15 protein-coding genes are annotated in these 19,357 nt (G+C 48.7%); 3 read left to right on the forward strand and 12 right to left on the reverse strand.

Annotated features, from left to right (window positions below; translation table 11 throughout):
- Positions 1-223 precede the first annotated feature (223 nt).
- On the reverse strand, positions 224-1,006 hold the full coding sequence (locus E1919_RS02835; RefSeq protein WP_237143966.1) for an endonuclease/exonuclease/phosphatase family protein: 783 nt from the start codon (positions 1,004-1,006) through the stop codon (positions 224-226).
- 302 nt (positions 1,007-1,308) lie between these two features.
- Between E1919_RS02835 and priA the strand changes: the two genes are divergently transcribed.
- Positions 1,309-3,840: a replication restart helicase PriA gene (gene priA, locus E1919_RS02840; protein WP_162051825.1), complete on the forward strand. Its 2,532-nt coding sequence runs from the start codon at positions 1,309-1,311 to the stop codon at positions 3,838-3,840.
- Positions 3,841-4,137: 297 nt separating this feature from the next.
- Here priA and E1919_RS02845 read toward each other — a convergent pair whose 3' ends face one another.
- The 5 genes from E1919_RS02845 to E1919_RS02865 all read right to left on the reverse strand — a co-directional run bounded on the left by E1919_RS02845 (position 4,138) and on the right by E1919_RS02865 (position 11,084).
- On the reverse strand, positions 4,138-4,320 hold the full coding sequence (locus E1919_RS02845; RefSeq protein WP_162051826.1) for a hypothetical protein: 183 nt from the start codon (positions 4,318-4,320) through the stop codon (positions 4,138-4,140).
- A 101-nt stretch (positions 4,321-4,421) separates the two neighbouring features.
- Positions 4,422-5,861: an SLC13 family permease gene (locus E1919_RS02850; protein ID WP_162051827.1), complete on the reverse strand. Its 1,440-nt coding sequence runs from the start codon at positions 5,859-5,861 to the stop codon at positions 4,422-4,424.
- A gap of 205 nt (positions 5,862-6,066) precedes the next feature.
- Positions 6,067-7,638: an FG-GAP repeat domain-containing protein gene (locus E1919_RS02855; RefSeq protein ID WP_162051828.1), complete on the reverse strand. Its 1,572-nt coding sequence runs from the start codon at positions 7,636-7,638 to the stop codon at positions 6,067-6,069.
- A 185-nt stretch (positions 7,639-7,823) separates the two neighbouring features.
- Positions 7,824-8,360, reverse strand: a complete 537-nt coding sequence (locus tag E1919_RS02860; protein ID WP_162051829.1) for a DinB family protein — start codon at positions 8,358-8,360, stop codon at positions 7,824-7,826.
- Between the two features lie 168 nt (positions 8,361-8,528).
- A complete protein-coding gene (locus E1919_RS02865) occupies positions 8,529-11,084 on the reverse strand; it encodes a M14 family metallopeptidase (RefSeq protein ID WP_162051830.1) in 2,556 nt (851 codons plus the stop codon).
- Positions 11,085-11,292: 208 nt separating this feature from the next.
- On the opposite strand from E1919_RS02865, the gene E1919_RS02870 reads away from it, so the two are divergent.
- Positions 11,293-11,985, forward strand: coding sequence for a TIGR02117 family protein (locus tag E1919_RS02870; RefSeq protein WP_162051831.1), 693 nt, complete (start codon positions 11,293-11,295; stop codon positions 11,983-11,985).
- A gap of 67 nt (positions 11,986-12,052) precedes the next feature.
- Here E1919_RS02870 and E1919_RS02875 read toward each other — a convergent pair whose 3' ends face one another.
- From E1919_RS02875 to E1919_RS02900, 6 genes are all read right to left on the reverse strand, one after another.
- The gene (locus E1919_RS02875) at positions 12,053-12,634 is read right to left on the reverse strand and encodes a nitroreductase family protein (protein ID WP_162051832.1); all 582 of its coding nucleotides are present in this window, start codon (positions 12,632-12,634) and stop codon (positions 12,053-12,055) included.
- Between the two features lie 418 nt (positions 12,635-13,052).
- Entirely contained in the window at positions 13,053-13,613 is a 561-nt protein-coding gene (locus tag E1919_RS02880) for an HD domain-containing protein (RefSeq protein ID WP_162051833.1), read from the reverse strand.
- Between the two features lie 53 nt (positions 13,614-13,666).
- Complete coding sequence (locus E1919_RS02885) at positions 13,667-14,509, reverse strand: potassium channel family protein (RefSeq protein ID WP_162051834.1); 843 nt, start codon at positions 14,507-14,509, stop codon at positions 13,667-13,669.
- 101 nt (positions 14,510-14,610) lie between these two features.
- Entirely contained in the window at positions 14,611-15,138 is a 528-nt protein-coding gene (locus tag E1919_RS02890) for an RlpA-like double-psi beta-barrel domain-containing protein (protein WP_162051835.1), read from the reverse strand.
- A 408-nt stretch (positions 15,139-15,546) separates the two neighbouring features.
- On the reverse strand, positions 15,547-16,389 hold the full coding sequence (locus tag E1919_RS02895) for a TVP38/TMEM64 family protein (RefSeq protein ID WP_162051836.1): 843 nt from the start codon (positions 16,387-16,389) through the stop codon (positions 15,547-15,549).
- A gap of 16 nt (positions 16,390-16,405) precedes the next feature.
- Complete coding sequence (locus E1919_RS02900) at positions 16,406-17,215, reverse strand: rhomboid family intramembrane serine protease (protein WP_162051837.1); 810 nt, start codon at positions 17,213-17,215, stop codon at positions 16,406-16,408.
- A 397-nt stretch (positions 17,216-17,612) separates the two neighbouring features.
- On the opposite strand from E1919_RS02900, the gene E1919_RS02905 reads away from it, so the two are divergent.
- A complete protein-coding gene (locus tag E1919_RS02905) occupies positions 17,613-19,343 on the forward strand; it encodes a glycoside hydrolase family 3 protein (protein ID WP_237143967.1) in 1,731 nt (576 codons plus the stop codon).
- The last annotated feature ends 14 nt before the right edge of the window (positions 19,344-19,357 follow it).

Here is a 19,357-nt window from a genome sequence, read left to right on the forward strand (position 1 = left end):
AGTGGTGTTACTGGGTCATGGCCAGGCTGGGAGGATGGAAGCCACATGAAAAGAGAGCAGGTGTTATCACCCTCCACCGCGGATACATGGAATTCTGTAAAATCTTCGATGGGTGGATGCTCGCGCAGAAATTTGTGTCCTAATCGTAGCCTTAGACAAGGAGGGGCAGGGGTGGTTGGACCCGGTACATCCGAAAATCGATATTACATAGCTAATGGCCTTCCTACATCTTCACCGTATACTCTACCTCTGCCACTACCGGAAAATGATCGGACGGAAACTTTCCGTCGCCATAAGTATCTGTCAAAATGCCATAGCGGTTAACTTTGAAACCTGAACTAAGCCAGATGTGGTCAATTCTTTTATCGGAATTACGGGCAGCGTCAAAACTGTTGAAGGTACCTCTGGGTGCATAGCGTATAGCTGCCAGCTGATACGCGTCTTTAAATATGCCGGAAGTATTCAGGGTGGTGTAATTTTCGTCTTTTTGGCTGAAATTAAAATCACCGGTGAGAATGACGGGTGAACTTCCGGCTACCTGCTTTATTCTCTTAAGCACCAGTTGCACACTCTCCTTGCGTGCCTGCTCTCCCATGTGGTCGAAGTGGACGTTAAAAAAGTAAAAGGAAAAGCCTGTTTCCTGTTCCCGGAACTGGCCCCAGGTGCAAATGCGGGGAATAGCAGCATCCCATCCTTTGCTTGGTTTTTCAGGTGTTTCAGAAAGCCAAAAGTGTCCCTGCTGCTGCAGCGCAAATTTATCTTTGTTATAGAAGACAGCCGCAAACTCCCCTTTCTCTTTGCCATCATCCCTTCCTATTCCTATACGTTCGTAAGCAGGCAAGGCTTCAGCCAATTCTTTTAGCTGGTGAAACAGCACCTCCTGCGTCCCGAAGATGTCAAAGTCATGATACTGAATTTGGTTCGCCATTACAGGGAGGCGCTTCGCCCAGTTATTCGGGGTGTCCTGTGGGTTGTCGTAGCGGATGTTATAGGTTGCTACACGCATTGTTTTAGATTGTGCAAGCACACTGATGCTACAGCAAAGCGACAGTAGGCTCAGGATAACTAAAGTTTTTCCTAACATGTCTTGAATTTGTTTTCTTTTTCATGCGGGAGAAAATAAAATTCTTCTCTCCCATATCAGAATAAATATACATACTTCTGCTCATTTCACCCTCCTGATTCGCCTTGATTTATCTGTTATTGATTAGGAAGCACAAGAAAGTAGCGACTATGTGAGCCGGAGCAGATGCTTTATAATCATCAAAAATTTACGACCTTTGTCTTTAGCTAAAGTATACAACACCCTTGTCAGAACTTTTAAACTTTAATTACCCGCCGGAGCCTGCTACTGACCGTGTCACTTTGTTTGCCGATGTGATTCTGCCGCTGCCCTTGCCAAAGCTGTACACCTACCGCATTCCGTTCGAAATGAACGACAGCGTGATGGTGGGTGCGCGGGTAATTGTGCAGTTTGGAGGGAAAAGGGTGTTGAGCTGCATTGTAGCAGACATCCACGAAAACGCCCCTGCTGACTACCAGGCAAAGTATGTGCTGGATGTGCTCGATGACACCCCCATAGTGACAGGGCCGCAGCTCAAGCTCTTTAAGTGGATTGCCGACTACTACATGTGTACTCTCGGCGAGGTGATTAATGCCGGACTGCCCTCGGCCCTGAAGCTGAGCAGTGAATCGCGGATACAGCTGCACCCGCAGTACAATCCGGAAGAAGATGAAATCATTTTTGCCCCGCAGGAGGAGAAAATCATATTTGCCCTGCAGCATAACCAGGCGCTTACGTTCTCAGAAGTGGCCAACCTGTTGCAACTGAAAAGCTACCACAAGTTCATCAAATCGCTGATTCAGAAAGAGGCAATCATTATTTATGAGCAGGTCAGCGATAAGTTTTCGCCTAAGGTAGTGAAGAAGGTGCGCCTGACAGAGCATTTCGTGCAGGAAGAGGGTATGCTGGAAGAGCTATTCAACCAGCTCACCCCGCAACCCAAGCAGCTGGACATCCTCCTGAACTACCTCCAGAAGGTGCCGGTACACCAGGACATCAACCTGAATTACAAAGGCCTTGAGAAAAGCGAACTCTCTAAAAACCCACATCTTTCTGCCTCTTCCATCAATACGCTGATAAAAAAAGGCGTGCTGGAGCAATTCGACCAGATTGTGTCGCGCTTCCCGATAGACAATCTGCAGCAACAGTTGCCAATGGCGCTGTCGGAGCACCAACTGCAGGCGAAGGATGAGATACTGGGCCTGTTCAAGGAAAAAGACACGGTACTGCTGCATGGCGTAACGGGCAGTGGTAAAACCGAGGTATACATCGACCTGATAAAGCACGCGCTGGAGGCAGGAGGACAGGTACTATACCTGCTGCCGGAAATTGCCCTGACCGCCCAGATTGTGACGCGCCTGCTGAAGGTATTCGGTGAGAAGCTGGGGGTATACCATTCTAAATTCTCTGATAACGAACGGGCCGAAGTGTGGCAGGGTATCCTGTCAGGGCGCTTTCAGGTGGTGGTGGGCGTGCGTTCCTCCATCTTCCTGCCCTTTCATAACCTGTCGCTGATTATTGTGGATGAGGAGCATGAGTCCAGCTACAAGCAGTATGATCCGGCACCTCGTTACAATGCCCGTGAAACAGCTTTGGTGATGGCAAACCTGCAAGGGGCAAAGACCTTGCTTGGCTCCGCCACACCATCCATCGAGAGTTACTATAACTGCAAAACCGGCCGTTGGGGATTGGTAACCATGAGCAAGCGCTTTGGACAGGCCAAATTACCGGACATAGAACTGATAGATACGCGCGATGCACAGCGGCGGAAAGCTATGAACAGCCACTTCTCGAGCCAGTTACTGACAGCCATAGAAGAACGGCTGCAGCGCGAGGAACAGGTAATTCTTTTCCAGAACCGCCGTGGCTATGCTCCGTTCATCTCCTGCGATGAGTGCTCCTGGATACCCAAGTGCAAGTTCTGCGCCGTGAGTCTCTCTTATCATAAGTATAACAACGAGCTGCGTTGCCACTACTGCGGCTACCACGAACGCATGCCCCATGATTGCCCCGCCTGCGGTGCCACCACACTCAAGAGCATGGGCTTCGGAACGGAAAAGGTAGAAGACGAGCTGAAACTGCTGCTCCCGAAGGCAGAAGTACAGCGGATGGACCTGGATACTACCAAAACGAAGAACAGCTATCAGCAAATTATTGCCGACTTCGAAAACGGAAAAACAAATGTGCTGGTGGGCACACAGATGGTCACCAAAGGCCTCGACTTTGAGAACGTGAGCCTGGTGGGTATACTAAACGCAGACACGGTAATCAATTTCCCTGATTACCGGGCGCACGAGCGGGCGTACCAGTTGTTTGTGCAGGTGAGTGGCCGCGCCGGCAGAAAAGGCAAACCCGGCACCGTACTCATCCAGACGCGCGACCCGCTGCAGCCCATTTTCAGGAAAGTGCGCAACAATGATTACGACAGCCTCTATGAGCACGAAATCGAGGAGCGCCTGCGTTTTGGCTATCCGCCGTTTGTGCGCATGATTCGAATCACAGTGAAACACGCTGAAGAAGGGACTTCTGAGAACGCCGCCATTGTACTGGCCAAAGACCTTGTAGACCGTTTGGGCAAACAGCAGGTACTGGGGCCGGAGGTGCCTTATATCTTCAAAATCCGCAACCTGTTCCTGAACGAGATACACATTAAGCTCCCGCGCGCGAACACAAACCTAAAGGCTGCGAAAAACCAGTTGGCAAAAGCTATTTTTAACCTCAGACTCCTCCCCGATTTCAAGGGAGTCCGCATTGTAGCCGATGTTGATCCGATGTAATACAGGTTGAGTACCTGTTCTGGAACTATTATACGAGCTCGTAAAGCAGCAGACGATGGTGCAGAACATTTAGAAATGCTTATTTTGATAACTTAAACAAACGCCATTCAGCGTATAAAAAAATAAATTTAAATTATTTTCAAAAAGCATAAACCACACCTAAACCTCTTCCGTATAGAGAGATACCTTTGGCTAAAAGTTGAAAACCTGAGGGTCTGATTGTTCAGAAGGAACAGTGTAGACTCTCAGGTTTTCCCATTATAAACAGTTTGTGTACGTTAAGTACTTACTCTTCTCTCAGTTTTCGTTGTTCTGACGGAAAATAATATATGAATAGGTCACTCCGAAAATCAGGAAAACAACCAGCAGAAAGACATCTATCCACGTGTAATTTCCCTGCATGATTCTGTAAGCATTCATCCCTGCAAACACAAAGCAGGCAATTGTTACGACATTACGGTAGATTCTGCGGTTTCGCATATTGGCAGTAAAGGGGAGTTTAAAAAATAATTCAATTAATTTTCAAAGTAGCTTAAAATAGCGAAAGATAGTCAATTCGTACTAGTCTGGCTCTCCAGCCATTATAGGGACATATAAACCAGCACCCACGCCGTAGTAACAACAGCTCCGATTACATTTAGCACCAATCCTGTACGGGCCATTTCGCCGATAGAAACCTGTTTGCTGCCATATACGATGGCGTTTGGAGGAGTGGCAACCGGTAGCATAAAAGCAAGGCTACAGGCCACCACCACACCTAATACAGGGTAAAGCAGCGGTAAATCTAGCCCCTGCAGCACCCCGATGATAATAGGCACAAAGGTGATGGCAATCGCGGTATTAGAGCTTACCTCTGTCAGCAGCAGCACGAGCGTAATCAATACAAATACCAGCAGCAGTTGGTTTTCAGAATCGATGACAGTTGTGATACTGCGGCCAATGATGTCTGCCAGCCCTGAAGTAACCACCAACTGCCCTAAAGCCATGCCGCCTCCAAAAAGCAGTATAGTGTCCCAGTCAATCTTTACCAGATCTTCTGCCGTTAGCGTACCCTCTCCCTTATTCTCCTGCCCCGGCGGTATCAGGAAGAGCAGCAGCGCCGCCAGTACGGCTACGGTGCTTTCGGCAAAGTATGCGCTCATAAATGTATAAGCCTCCTCCAGCCCTAGCAAATTAAACACGCCCGGTGCCAGCCAGAGCGTAACGGCCACGATGAACACGCCCATGGTCACTTTCTCGCCCTGCTTTAGCTTCTGGTGCTGCTGCTGGTGCTCTGCCACATAGGCTTGCACCACCGCCTGGTCATAGCTGCTCTTGCTCAGAAAATAACGCATATACAACACCATCAGTCCATACATGCTTAGAGAAATTGGCAGCGCCAGCAGCATCCACTGCAGGAAATCGATCGTGACACCCTGCTGCGCCAAGTAATTTACCCCTATCAGGTTAGGCGGAGATCCGATAATGGTGCTGATGCCGCCAATGGAAGCACTGTAGGCAATTCCCAGCAGGAAAAATGTAGCTGAGTTCCTGCCCTGCTCCGGCTGGCACACCAGCTGCGTTACGCCAAGCATAAGTGGCAGAAGCATGGCCACGGTAACTGAGTTGCTCACCCACATCGAGAGCAGGAAAGAGATAAAGGAGAAGCCAAGGAACAACCGGAAGAGGCTCTTCTGAAAAAAAGGCCGGGATAGTATGAACAGCGCAATGCGCTTGTCAAGGCCATGGCGCGTCATGGAGCGGGCCAGCAGAAAGCTCCCGATAAAGAGAAGGATAATGGGATGCCCTAAGTTCTGGAAGGCTGTCCCGATTTCAGCAACGCCTACCATTACTGCCAACAGCACACCCAGAAAGGCCGTCATGGAGAGTGGTATTACTTCCGTCATCCAGAAAACGAGGCAAAAAACCATGATGGTAGCCACCGTACGGGCCTCATAGGTTAGAACCAGCGTCAGCCACCACACAACCAATGCCAGCATGGGAGCGAGTATCAAGCCAATGTTTCTACGGGTCAAATGCATCGGGAGGGGCCACTTATAGTATCATTATAAAATGACAATATAAGGATACTTCTGCTAAAAGATGGTGCTTTTCTGTTCAGGCATGTTCATAAATACTGTCCATGCACTAGGGTAGCGTTTCTGTACAGAATAGCTGCTGAACCGCCGCCCTTTACGCAACTGCGTTCGTTTGCCATCGGCATAGATGGTGAAGACAAGACTTAGCTCAGTTCGCTGTTACGCTGGCTGCCTTTTGTTCACCTCTGAAAACGCCATCATAGTTGCTGCCCATATAGCCGCCCCATGTTATTTTTTTCTTAACAGCATAAGGCGTTTTTAGGTGGAATACCCGCAGGTTTGTTGGCCTATCAATGTCGTTGCGTTGCCCGTCCAGTTCCATAGTGGTCGACACTATCTCCATTTTGCCATCTCCGTCCATATCCCCTATCCAGGGCGTACTGGCTACATTGCTACCAAGCAAGGTATCCCCTACCTGGTATGTCACATTATCATGAAAATCGAAAACCATCAACTGGCTGATATGGCGCTTACTAAGATCGTACAGGTTAAGACGTATCAGGCTGTTGACACTCAGCAGCACATCATCAAATCCGTCGTTATTAAAATCAGCCACAACCGGTGAGGCATAGGAGAAGATTCCGGCGGTATCAGTGGTGAGCACTTTTCCTGTTTTGCCATCTATCATCCGCTGTGTCGAACGCTTGATCATGGGCCACACCCCGATGCTATAGTTTGTGAAAACATTGGGCACCTCATCCGCATTAAAGTAACCGATGGCAGGACTGGAATATATTTCCGTGTCGGGTACCCGCACGCTCCACAGCAGCGAATCAGTTGCCCCGTTTATCGCCATGGTACGTCCGTCTACTGAATTTACAATGATATCAAAAATGCCGTCACCGGTGAGGTCTGCCAGTGCAGGAGGGGCAATAAACCCTTTGTTTTTACCAGTAGCCAGAACCACTGCTGATGAGATGTCGCCTTTAAGGATGTCCTGTAGTGTTGTCCGGTAGAGGTTCCCGCCAATTGTTTCGCCACCAGTTCCAAAAATAACATCCTCTCTTTCATTGTTCTTCAGGCTCACCTTCACAACAGACATATACGTTTCCTTACCATCCGGCACTTCCACTTCCGATATGATTTGGCCACTTCTGCTGCTGATTACCATCAGCTTGCCTACCGGCCTCCTCGGGTTATGGGCTTTTACGGTATAGTCCCCGCCGTTTGAGATAAGTAAATCCTCTTTACCATCTTGATCCTGATCCGGAATAAGCTGCGGGTTATAGAAGTTATATATACCGGAATCAGCTGAGTTTACAGCAAAGTCATAAGGGAAAAACCGCCACAGCACCTCTCCACTCGCTCCATTTATGGCTAACAGTTCAGCAGTGCGGCCGCCTATAAACACATCCGGTACACCATCGGCTGTAACATCATAAAAAAGCGCCGACCCTACCACCTGGTTTCGGCCAGCTACGTGCCACAGCAAGTTGCCCGAAGCCCCATCCATGGCAATAACTGCTGTATCGCTTGGCTGGTTTTCTGCGCCCCCTGCCCCTATCACCACATCCAGCACACCATCCTCGTTCAGGTCAACCAAGCGGGGAGAAGAACCTGTACCAAGCCCTTCGAAGTGGGCTGTCCAACTGATGGGTCGTGCGTTAACCACTGTAATGTAGATGGTGACAGCAACAGTCAGGAGTACGAATACACAAAGCGCCACTTTCAGGTAAAAGTTTCGCTTTGTTTTCCGGGCGTGAGGTGTAGTAGTGGGCATATTTCAGTCAGGTTTTAGCAGCTTTGGAACTTTGACTGAATAAAAGAAGCAGAGTTTAAACACGGAATAAATTTTCTGTGTTTAAACTCTGCTTTATAAGCTAAGGCCTTGTATAGCCTTTATAAAGTAATACTGTTCAGTATTCTAAAAAAATGAGTCACTGGTCTATGGTTTCAGAGAAACAACTATACCGCTTTCAGGTATTGCTCCCGGATAATTTTCTGATGGTGCACCTCGTGGCCAAGTATGACATAACCCAGCGCACGCACACTTACTTCCAGCCCACTGGCAACTCCTCTTTGCTGCAACGCTTCCTCGTCGAAGCCTTTAAAAAGCTCGATGGTGGCAGTTCGCAAAGAAGTGTACTCTGCTATGATGGAGTTGATGTCTCGGGCGTCAGCTTTAGAGGGCATCACGTACTTATCCTGGTCAAAGCCTGGCAACTCAGTTTTATCCTGGCGGGCAAAGCGGAGGGCGCGGTATGAGAAGATACGCTCCGTATCCACCATGTGCACCATCACCTCTTTAATGCTCCACTTGCCCGGGGCATAGCGATATAGCAATTGCTCATCTGTAAGCCCCTGCAACATACCCGTGATAAACACATAGCTGGCAGTGAGCCCCTCTATCAGGTCGTCGGTTTTAGCCTGCTGCACATAGTTACTTAAAAAGCCGCTGTGCTCTTCTGGCGACGGATATGTAATGAATTGTTGGGTTTGCATACTTTAAAAATACTGTGATTAGATGCTGTGCAAGGTACGAATATATACCTTAGCAAGCGCCAGCCTCAAAGAAAAGCCCCCTGCACCAGGTCTGGTGCAGGGGGCTTTACAAATTCCTTCATCAATATGAAGTTAGCAAGCGCAACAAAGCACTGCCCTTGACTTCTCTTATTGCCCTACCAGGAATACAGCGTTTCCGAACATCAGCTTGCCGCCCTGCCAGAACCCACGGAACAAGGGGTTATCGGCAAGGTATATCACCTGACCGCGGCCCATGTCCTGCGTTCCCAGAATCAGCGCATCCTGCAGTTTCTCTTTGCTTTTAGATCCTACAAAACCTGTAGTATAGTTGTCTTTCTTCAGCACCCCTACATTCCAGCCGTTTTCCAGGAAGCTGAACGTATCGGCTGAACGGATGAGCCCGAAATAAGTATCGCCGTAGCCAAACGCCAGCGGGTGTGTTTTGTCTAAGTCTACCCTGAAAATACTGCCTTGTACCTCTCCTTCCAGCGCTTCACGTTCGCGGTTTGCGTAGGTATGCAGGTTTTTGTAAGGGTTTTCATCTTTTACCTTGCTCTTTTCCTCACTTTCAGCTTCCTGGCTTTTCTTTTTCAGGTTGAACCCTTTTTTGCCAGCTAAAAAGCCAGCAGCACTTTCCATGGCAATGAGTTTACCACCCGCATTCACCCAATCTCTCACATTCTCCAGCGTTTCCTCGTTCAGCACCTGGCTGTAACTGCCATTGGGAAGGATGAGCACGTCAAATTCATTAAGGGGTATGTTTCTGAAATAGGAGGTGTTCAGTACCGTAACCGGATAGCCGATCTGCTGCTCGAAATAGTGCCATACCTCACCAAAGCCATAAGGAGAAACTCCCTCACCTGAGAGTAAAGCCACCTTTGGCATTTTCAGGTAACGCACGCTACCGGAACCAAAATCCGCGCCACTGCTTACAAAACCAGTGCCTGTAGCACTCAGGTTCACATCGTACTGCTTCGCCAGCTCCCGTACCGTAGCATCCAGCTTATCGCCCATACGCTCGTTGCCGGTGCGGGTAATAATCAGTGTTCCTGGCTCGTACCGCTGTCCGTCCGTTTCGAAAGCTTTCTCTGCCTGTCGCACCTTTACGTCCTGTTTCATCAGTTCTGTCAGGAACTTCAGGTCCTGCAGGTTGTTCCAGCGGGCCAGGTAGGCATAAGGGCGCTCGATAGTAATAGCCGCCGCCGAAGTTGCCGCCGTATTAATGCTGCTCACATTCATTCTGTTTTTCAGGGCGTACGCCTGCACATTGTAAGCGTAAGGCAAAGACCAGGAGGTGATGTCATAGGTAAGGGAATCCTCCAGCCTGGCATTTGGCTCGAAAAGCACCTTAACCAGGGTCGATTTTGGCTGGTACATACTGATCACCACATCATTCGAACCGACAGACACTCTCTCTTCTTTGCCGGTGCTATAATTAAAGCCACGCACAGAGGTGCTCTTGCCAGCATAGCCGTACTGGATTCCCTGACGATCCATGTAATCCGTCAGTGATTTCAGGTTAGCAGCACTTCTGCCGTCTGCCTTTAGCACAAATGCTTTATAGTCGCCGGCAGGGTTGTTCAGGTTATTCTGATAGTATTTGCGGAACTCCTGCTTCAGTTGGTCGGCCTTCTCAGAGGAGGCCTGGATGGTGGCATGGCTGGCTGCAACATGATGGGCAATACGATCTACCAGCGTTAGGGTGTCGCCATCCTGCTTCTGGTAAGTTAAACCGGCACGGCCTGATCCACCCTGCTCGTAAGTCATACCAATGGCCCCATTGTAAGTCGGGTAGGTATCGCCGTAGCTGGGGTAAAAGAGGTCGAAGTTCTCGCGGGTAAAGTATAGCCAGTTGTTTTTATCGAAGTACTGTCGGTTGTAGTCACCGATGGTGTTCTGGAACTGGCGCTGCCATGGCGTAATGCTCTCGTGGAAAGGCTTTGCCGCCGGTGAGAAATAATAGGGAGACTCTGTCCCCATCTCATGGAAGTCGGCGTGTACCTGTGGCAGCCAGTTATTGTACTCCTTCAAGCGCTGCTTCGACTCAATCTGTGTTTGCCAAGCCCAGTCGCGGTTCAGGTCGAAATAATAGTGGTTTGGTCTGCCGCCCGGCCACGGCTCATAATGCTCCCAGGCATAGGGAGAGGCATTGCCTCCCTGGTTGGAGGCCTGCTTATACCACTGCACATAACGCTCACGGCCATCCGGGTTCACCATCGGGTCTAATATGATAACTGTGTTCTGCAGCCACTGCTTTGTCTGTGCATTGGCAGGGTCCAACAGATCGTAGAGCACCTGCATCACTGCCTCGGAGCTCACCGATTCGTTCCCGTGAATATTGTAACTTAGCCACACGATGGCAGGCTGGTTTCCCTGCACTTGCCCGCTCTGCAATCCTGCCTGGCGCAGGTTGTTTTCTTGGATCTGCTCCAGGCGCGGCAGGTTTTCATCGGAGGCAACATAGGCTAGCATCAGCGGACGTCCTTCGTAGGTCTGCCCATACTGCTGCACTTTCATGCGGTTTGGAGCCTGTGCTGCGAGGTAGTTCACATAATCTAAAATGCGGTTCTGCGTTGTAAATTGCTTGCCTAGCTGGTAGCCTAAAAATTGCTCGGGAGACTGCAGGCGCTCCTGTGCCACAGCCACCTGCATACAAAGCAGCACCAGCAACAAAGCGATGTTTCGCTTTAGCGTATTCATCATGTTGTGTAAAGTATAAGAGTTTTTAAGGGCCCGTTAAAATTTGCTATCAAAGGTGACAAAAATAAAGCCTAAACAGGCGTTTGGTTGAAATGAAGTACAATTTCCGCAAAAATGCTGAGTATGGCAAATAAGCACGCTTCTGTACCGCTACAGGCTGTGCTGTTTTATTCCAGGTAAATTTTCAGCGCTGCCTGCCGTATGGTATGGTATGAAGCGTGTAATCATCAGAATTTTGTCTTTTGTGCTGTGGTTCATAGGTACAGTTGCTGGCCTGGTTGTGCTTTTTGTATTTTCCGCCTTTGTGCTGAGCAGTATACCCGTGAACAGCAGTGCTGCCCAGGTCCCACCTGCCGCCCCTGTAGAGATTTATGTCACCTCCAACGGAGTGCACACTGATATTGTGGTACCCGTTGCAACTCCCACCATTGACTGGCGAAACAAGATTCCGCTGCACCACTTTGAGAACGCTGACAGCAGCTATCAGTATCTGGCCTTTGGCTGGGGCGACCGCCGTTTTTACATGGAAACACCTGAATGGGATGACCTGACACCAGGTGTGGCTCTACGTGCTACGCTTTGGCCTACCCCATCGGCCATGCATGTGAAGTATATTGTGTCCCGGTTAACGCCCACTAAACGGCAGCAGCCGGTACTGTTGTCTGCAGCGCATTACCGCCAGCTGGTTGACTATATAGATGCCTCCTTTCAGCAAGAGAGCGGGCAGTACATTCACATCACAGACTCAGGCTACACGGGCCAGGACACTTTTTATGAAGCACACGGTAAATTTTATATCCTCAAAAACTGTAACAATTGGGTAAACCAGGGGCTGAAAGCAGCGGGTGTAGAAGCAGCTTTGTGGGCACCACTGCCATTTGCGGTGATGCGGCATTTGCGCTAAAACAGAAGCGCCCCGGCATTTGCCGGGGCGCTCTTACACAATCACAAAACACTACACTTTAATATCTTTAATACTGCTTCCATTCTCCTTTAAAAATAATTTCATTCAGGGGCTTACGCTTGCGGGGTGCCACCTCACGTGCTTTCAGGTTTTCAGGAAGGGTTTCCGGATCACCTGCATAGCCGACAGCACCCATTGACACAGGCTCAAAGCCTTCGGGAATACCCAGCACCTCCCGTGCTTTATCTGCTTTAAAACCTCCCATCAGGTGCACGTGCAGTCCTAAATCAGTGGCTTGCAACAGCAGGTTACCAGTGGCCAGCCCCAGGTCATGCAGCGCAACACCATTGGGGTTACCATTATGATCGTAGTTCTTCTTAGCCACGCTGATGAACAAGGCAGATGCATTTTTTGCCCAGCTATTACCCTCTACCAGGCAACTGAACAGGCGATTAAAGTTCTCTTTGTCTTCTTTGACGGCGTAAATAAATCGCCACGGCTGCTCGTTCATAGCAGATGGTGCCCAACGTGCTGCCTCAAAAAGAGCCTTTAACTGCTCTTCGTCTACTGATTTATTTTCGAAAGCGCGGGGGCTCCAACGCTCCTCAATCAGGTTATGTATTGCAATTTTTTTCTCTGTTGATATCATAGTTTTATCTCTTGAATTTCATGTAAAGAAAAGCGCAAAATACTGAAGCCTCTTTTCCTTTATACGGTATATAAATACGAATTATATGTATATACATTTAATGTACAAACACAACACCGCTGCTCTAATATTTGTTCCGCATTTATTACCTCAGGAAGAGGAATATCGAAAAGCGGTGGTAAAGCAGGAGAAGCAGCTATGATTGCCAAATTAGCTATACTTCTCCGGGTTTGGTATTGCAATAAAACACGACCTCCCAAAGAACCAATTCATAAGCAAGTGATGAAAGGAAACAAAGGCTTAACAGGCACAGAAATGAGCACGTTATGCTACAGCAGCGGGTGTACAGTTTAAGGATATATAAGGCAAAAGGGACAGCTACTGTAACAGAATCAGTAACTGCCCCTGCTCATTAATTTTATGTGCTGCTAGCCTGGAGCTGCAGCGCGAGTTCCTCCTGGTGCTGCTGTAGCACCTGAATGATAAATCCGATATGCTCGGCTAGGTCTACCCTGAATAATTCTGCTCCTTTGCGTACTTCCTCCCGGTCTACGGAGGCCGCAAAGCTTTTCTGCTTCAGCTTCTTTATAACCGATTTCACCTCCAGCCCCTGCAGGCGGTCAGGCCTTACCTGCGCACAGGCCACAACAAAACCCGTAATCTCGTCGCAGGCAATTAGAGCTTTATCAAGTAAATTATCATAGCTTACGCCCCAGTGGGTATAATGTGCTGAGATAGCGTGTGCTACTTCTTCCTCCCCACGCTCCCGCAGCAGGTTTACAATTACATTGGGGTGTTGATCCGGATAAGCTTCATAATCAGCATCATGAAGCAGGCCGGCAATTGCCCACTTGTTTTCATCCTCTCCTAACTTAGTCGCGTAAGCCTGCATAACCAGTTCCACTGTGCGGGCGTGGCGCAGGAGGCTTTCGCTCTTAGTCATGCTGTTCAGTACTTCTACGGCTTCTTCGTGTGTCATGAGCAGAATTATTCAGTCTGTAAAAACCAAAATTAAGCAATCTTCTAAAGCCGTCATACTTCTGGTGGGGTGTTGTTCTGATTCGGTGTTCCTCCATTTTGATGCAGCATGGTCTGCAACTCCTCCCGGAGCAGCCTTATCTCCTGCTGCAGCGCCTTTACCTGCTTTGCTCCCACTACTTCTGCATCGTCGCTGCCAGCATCCCGGTCTATAAAGAAAGTGGCTAAGGTAGCCGTAAAATAGCCGAATACGGCAAAGCCATACATGGCCAGTAGCAGGCAGAGCACGCGCCCTTCCGGTGTTACGGGGAAGTAATCGCTGCCAATGGAAGTAAGCAGCATCACCGTCCACCAAACGGCTTCTCCATAAGATTTCAGTCCATACTCATTCTCAAAGGCATACATCCCCGCCGCTCCCACAGTAATTACGACAAGGGTTAACGTTGCTACATAGCCAAAGGCGCGGCGTTTCATGGCTTTGCCCAGGCTGCGCATGCCCCTGTTGATGGAGCCCACTACTTTCACCAATCGCAGCCCTCTGGTAGCCCTTACGGTGCTGATGAGCCTGAAAGCCCTTGTAATGCGGAACAGGCGCAGGGCGGGCACAGCCAGTGAAATGGTAGTTAACACATTATGGCGCAGAAACAGCAGCTTGTGGGGCGCCAATACGAATTTGAGGATAAAATCGAGGATAAACAATATCCAGATAACGGTGCTGATAAGCTGCAGCACGGGGCTTAAGCCCCAGATAAACTCTACTACCAACAGCACCAGCCAGATAAAGCCAAGTACTACCATGGGCAGTTCCAGTGCATCCTGCAGCCTGTTCAGCAGCTCATTACGCTCCTTCTCCAGTTCCTGCTTTACAGTACCTTTCTGCGGATGTTCTTTCGCCATACGTTCACGTTACATCAGAAGCATCTCTTGCTTTGGAAGCAACGGAGACTGCATAAGGTACGGTGCAGGCAACAGTTCGTTCAGGTATATAATATTGGTATTTAATTGAGCTTAGCTATTTCAACATCTTTCCAGAAGCCCATTACTTTATCGTGCTCCCCCACCAGTATATCGATTTGCTTGCGGATCCGGCGGTTCATTACATCACGCACTATATACAGGCCATCCAGTTCGTCGGAAACTCCTGTTATCTGAAGAGAATCGCCGTAGCTGATGTCTCCGCCCCAACGGCTGTGCAGATCCCGGGATACGGCTATCCAACGATGCTTCTTAGGGTTGTTTTTGTTAATGCGGGACCCATCTGCAGTAATAAATGGAGTAGAGTCAGTTTGGCCCGGCACAGGATGATAAACAGAGGCGGAAACAGTGAAGGTTTCAAGCGGTGGCTCCTCGGGTTCCGGCGTTTTGATTTCTGTGACTGTGCGTTCAGGTGCTTTTAGATGCCAAGTGAGCTTTTGCTCATTTTCTTCGATTTTCGGTGCAGAGGATGCTTCGTTAAAGAAGGAAAATTCTTCAGCCACAGCCAACACAATAGAGAATAAGGCGGCGAGTAATTTTGTTCTAAACATATTTATCCTTTTCGTGGAACATTGTTTTTTATAACAACAACCCGGTTTAACGACAGGAAAAAAGAATGGTTATATTTTGCCGCGACAGATGCTTCAGAATGGCTTTTTACGCATTTTAACCCTACATTATTATTTTAATAATATTTTATATAAACCTTACAATAGAATAACCATATATAGAAGCCCCTGCTTCAGATTTTTCATGAAAAGAAGTGGATGCAGTTGGAGGGGTTTGGGTATAAAAAATAACTGTAATTATAACTTTATCTGTGGAACACATACAAGCTCTTATCACCTTTACCAAAAGAGATGATAGGCACAACCTGACGAACAATAAAGGCAGAAGAAAAAATAATGAAAGAAGAGGTGTGGTTCAAGCGTAATTATTTACAGGCCTGAACGCCCGTCTTACTTCTTCTTGATGTACTTGTCATAAACAACGTACCCAATAAAAGCCGTGAGACTGACAACAGAGACCCATATTAAACCGGTCTTTAATCGCTCATTGTTCTCCCCAAGCCAGGCAAGCAGGATAGTGAGGGGCACAATGCCTGCCAGTGTGGCCACCATAAATTTGATATACCCCATTCGGGCCAGGCCAGCCACAAAACTCACCGCATCATTCGACAGGAAAGGCGAGATTCGGGCTATTACAACCGCCCATACCCCGTAGTTATCGACAAAATTAGTTACTTTCTTTTCTGTTTTCCGGCCAATCAGTTTGCTCACGCCAACCTCTCCCAGACCATGCCCAATCCAGTAACCGATGGTAGAGGCTACCACCACCGCCGCAATGGCAATAATGGATCCCCAAAAGGCCCCGTAAGCGATAATGGCTACCAGCATGAGGGCCACCGCATTAATAACCAGCAGGAACATCTGGGCAACCATGGCTAAAATGATAAAGAAGGGCCCCCAGAATCCAAACTGGCTTACCCATTCTGAAATGCGCTGCTCATCACCGCTTGTCAGCACATCCCAGCCATTGTTTACCTCCTGCTGGAAGCCCGGGAAAATAAAATAAGAAGCTATCAAAGCCGCAATGATGATACCTGTAACAACCAGCGGCCACTTGCTCTGCTTAAACTCATCTTCATCTTTTGGCTTGCCCTCACCTTTATGCTTGTCCTCCTCCACCTTTGCAGGCTCCTTCTCCGGTTGCGGATGATTATAGTCTCCCCGTCTGTGTCCGGTAGTATGCTCAGACGCTTCCTTTTTATGTCTTTTCTGGAATTTTTCCTCTTCAGCCATTCTTCTTGTTGATCCCTTATTTCCATCTCTTAGACGAAACTGAGGTGCGCTTGGTTGGCATTTTTGCTGCACCCGTGGCAGCGTTCAGGGTGTAGGTATAGGTGTTTGTTTCCTTCTTTTGCTCCCGGACTGCATAATGTACCCCAAAATAGTGGTAATTAGCCCCCATCGTGTTGCTCATGTGCCGCTGAACAACTCCAGGCTCTATAGGCTTCTGTTCTGCCGGCTGCTTATTGCCTTCCGGATACACAATGGCCGCTGCCAGGCCGGCGATCAATCCGGCAATGTGCCCCTCCCACGACACATGCTCCTCGTTCGGGAAAAGTCCGTAAAACAGGCCGCTATACAAGAAGAGCACTGCCAGCGAAACCGCCATGGAGCTGCGGTTCTGCTGCAGGAAACCTTTAAACAGCAGGAAACCCGCCAACCCGTATACTACCCCACTCGCTCCTATATGATACGCCTGGCGACCAATGAACCATGTCAGGATACCGCTCAGGACATATATCAAGAGTATAACACGGGGAGCCGTGCGGCGGTGCAGGAAGAGGATGAATCCCGACAACAGCACAAGCGGAAATGAGTTGGAGAGCAGGTGCAGCAGGCCACTATGAATGAGGGGGCCTGTTACCACACCAATCAACCCGAAGAAATTACGCGGCAGTACTCCGAGCCAACTTATGCTGGCACCTGTCAGGTAACTTAGCAGACTTATGAGCACCAGAAGCGCCACAAACAGAATACCAGGCAAAAAGCTGTAGCCGAAATGCACCTCCTGATCCTGCAAATCATTAAAAGTATCTCTTTCAGATAGAAGTGTTGGCATAGACAATTAATGAAGGAGTGTAAAATCTCCGGTATTTTTGTGAAAGATAAAGTTAATGAACAAAAAGCAGTACAATTCACTTTACCTACTACTGTAATTTAACGTACTGTATTGGCTTAGTTGTACGCTTAAAACGGGCGGTGTTGTTCATCGCACCTGCTTTAGCTTAAAGCGCAGTAACAATGCAATACATTGTAAAAGATTGTAGTAACAGGTGGAGTTAAATAAGAGCAACTGGCGTTAAAGAGTAAAGATGCATAAGTTTTGTATATTATATCCTGCTAAACGAAGTTTATGCAGGATAACGCTGGCATTGCTGCCGCTGTTGCTGTTTGCCTGCGAAAGCTCAGACACCGGCCAACGGACATATGCTGAGGATAAGCGTATATTCTTCCCTATGGAACGACCTGCAGCGCGGGAAGCGTATGTGCGGCCAACCTCCCTGATTTCCGCTTTGCAAGACTCCTCCTCATTCTGGGTCGATTCTGTTTTCAACACTCTCACCCCTAATGAGCGCATTGCACAGCTCATTGTGATAGAGGCGTTTTCGGATCAGGGGCCTAAATATGAGGCTGATGTGCTTAACTTAATAGAGCGGTATAAGGTAGGGGGCATTATCTTCTTCCAGGGAGGGCCGGTGCGACAGGCTATCCTCACCAACAAATATCAGGCAGCCTCCAAAGTGCCCTTGCTGATTTCGATGGATGCCGAAACAGGTATTGGAATGCGGCTCGACAGCACTGTACAGTACCCCTTCCAGCAAATGCTCGGTGCCGTGGCCGACAATGGCCTGATTCATAGTATGGGGGCACAGGTGGCATATGAGTTCAGGCGGCTCGGCATGCATGTAAACTTTGCCCCTGTTGCAGACATCAACAACAACCCCAACAACCCGATTATCAGCTACCGCTCTTTCGGGGAAAACCGGCTGGATGTAACGGCAAAAAGTCTGGCTTTTATGCGGGGTATGCAGGAAAATGATATCATTGCCGTGGCCAAACACTTTCCCGGGCATGGTGACACGGATGTAGACTCGCACCTTGACCTGCCTGTAATCCCATTTAACAGGGAGCGCCTGGACTCCATGGAGTTGTACCCGTTTCAGGAGCTGATCAACCATGGAGTAGGTGGCGTGATGGTGGCCCATATGCACATCCCGCAGCTCGATTCCAGCGCCAACCTGCCCTCCACCTTATCTAAACCTATTGTAACAGGGCTGCTAAAAAAAGAACTGGGATTCGATGGGCTCATATTTACTGATGCTATGGTGATGAAGGGTGTGACCAAGTATTTTGAACCTGGTGTGGCGGAGGCACGTGCTCTTGTGGCAGGCAATGATGTATTAGAACGTTTGAACAGCGTTCCCATTGCCATCAAAGCCATACAGGCAGCCATCGAACGTGGCGAAATAACTCAGGGTGAAATAGACCGCCGTTGCAAGCGTATACTGACTGCCAAACAATGGGTAGGCTTGGATAATTATACCCCTATTGACCTGAGCAACCTGTACCAGGACCTGAACCCTGTGGCAGCAGACAGTACGAACCGCGCCATTGCCGAAGCAGCCTTAACCCTCCTGAACAATAAAAAAAATATAGTACCACTGAGGCAAAAGCGCGGCCTTCGTATTGCTACTGTCGCAATAGGTGCCAGGCGTACGATGGCTTTTCAGCGGGAAGTAAAAGAACGAGCCACAACCACTGATTTTATTATCTCGCGCAAAGCCAAGGCGAAGGAAACCAAGAAACTTTGGCAGAAACTACAGCAGTATGATGTGGTGCTGGTGGGACTATATGGGCCCAGCATCCGGCCGAGCAATAACCTCGGTTATTCCAAAGAAGCCAGAGAACTGGTGCAAAAACTGGCAAGCTCCAACAAGGCTGTTATAACCCTCTTCGATAATGCCTATGCGCTGAACCAGTTTCCGGGCATTGAAAAAAGCCAGGGCCTGATACTGGCTTACCAGCCGCACTTTCATGCACAGGAAGCAGCGGCAAAACTAATCTTCGGTAAAATACCGGCGCGGGGTAAACTGCCGGTTACCGTGAATAAGTATTACTCCTATGGCGATGGCATCAGCAAAGATAAACCGATTATCCCAGGACTAAATCCCATAGCTAGCCGTTAATTATCTAAAAGAAG

Origin of the sequence: Pontibacter pamirensis, from assembly GCF_010015475.1 — a bacterium.
GTDB lineage: Bacteria > Bacteroidota > Bacteroidia > Cytophagales > Hymenobacteraceae > Pontibacter > Pontibacter pamirensis.

Bases quoted from the DNA above. Each gene is read 5' to 3' on its own strand.
- E1919_RS02835 (WP_237143966.1), bottom strand. From the start codon at position 1,006: ATGCGTGTAGCAACCTATAACATCCGCTACGACAACCCACAGGACACC.
- E1919_RS02845 (WP_162051826.1), bottom strand. From the start codon at position 4,320: ATGCGAAACCGCAGAATCTACCGTAATGTCGTAACAATTGCCTGCTTT.
- E1919_RS02850 (WP_162051827.1), bottom strand. From the start codon at position 5,861: ATGCATTTGACCCGTAGAAACATTGGCTTGATACTCGCTCCCATGCTG.
- E1919_RS02855 (WP_162051828.1), bottom strand. From the start codon at position 7,638: ATGCCCACTACTACACCTCACGCCCGGAAAACAAAGCGAAACTTTTAC.
- E1919_RS02860 (WP_162051829.1), bottom strand. From the start codon at position 8,360: ATGCAAACCCAACAATTCATTACATATCCGTCGCCAGAAGAGCACAGC.
- E1919_RS02865 (WP_162051830.1), bottom strand. From the start codon at position 11,084: ATGATGAATACGCTAAAGCGAAACATCGCTTTGTTGCTGGTGCTGCTT.
- E1919_RS02870 (WP_162051831.1), top strand. From the start codon at position 11,293: ATGAAGCGTGTAATCATCAGAATTTTGTCTTTTGTGCTGTGGTTCATA.
- E1919_RS02875 (WP_162051832.1), bottom strand. From the start codon at position 12,634: ATGATATCAACAGAGAAAAAAATTGCAATACATAACCTGATTGAGGAG.
- E1919_RS02880 (WP_162051833.1), bottom strand. From the start codon at position 13,613: ATGACACACGAAGAAGCCGTAGAAGTACTGAACAGCATGACTAAGAGC.
- E1919_RS02885 (WP_162051834.1), bottom strand. From the start codon at position 14,509: ATGGCGAAAGAACATCCGCAGAAAGGTACTGTAAAGCAGGAACTGGAG.
- E1919_RS02890 (WP_162051835.1), bottom strand. From the start codon at position 15,138: ATGTTTAGAACAAAATTACTCGCCGCCTTATTCTCTATTGTGTTGGCT.
- E1919_RS02895 (WP_162051836.1), bottom strand. From the start codon at position 16,389: ATGGCTGAAGAGGAAAAATTCCAGAAAAGACATAAAAAGGAAGCGTCT.
- E1919_RS02900 (WP_162051837.1), bottom strand. From the start codon at position 17,215: ATGCCAACACTTCTATCTGAAAGAGATACTTTTAATGATTTGCAGGAT.
- E1919_RS02905 (WP_237143967.1), top strand. From the start codon at position 17,613: ATGGAACGACCTGCAGCGCGGGAAGCGTATGTGCGGCCAACCTCCCTG.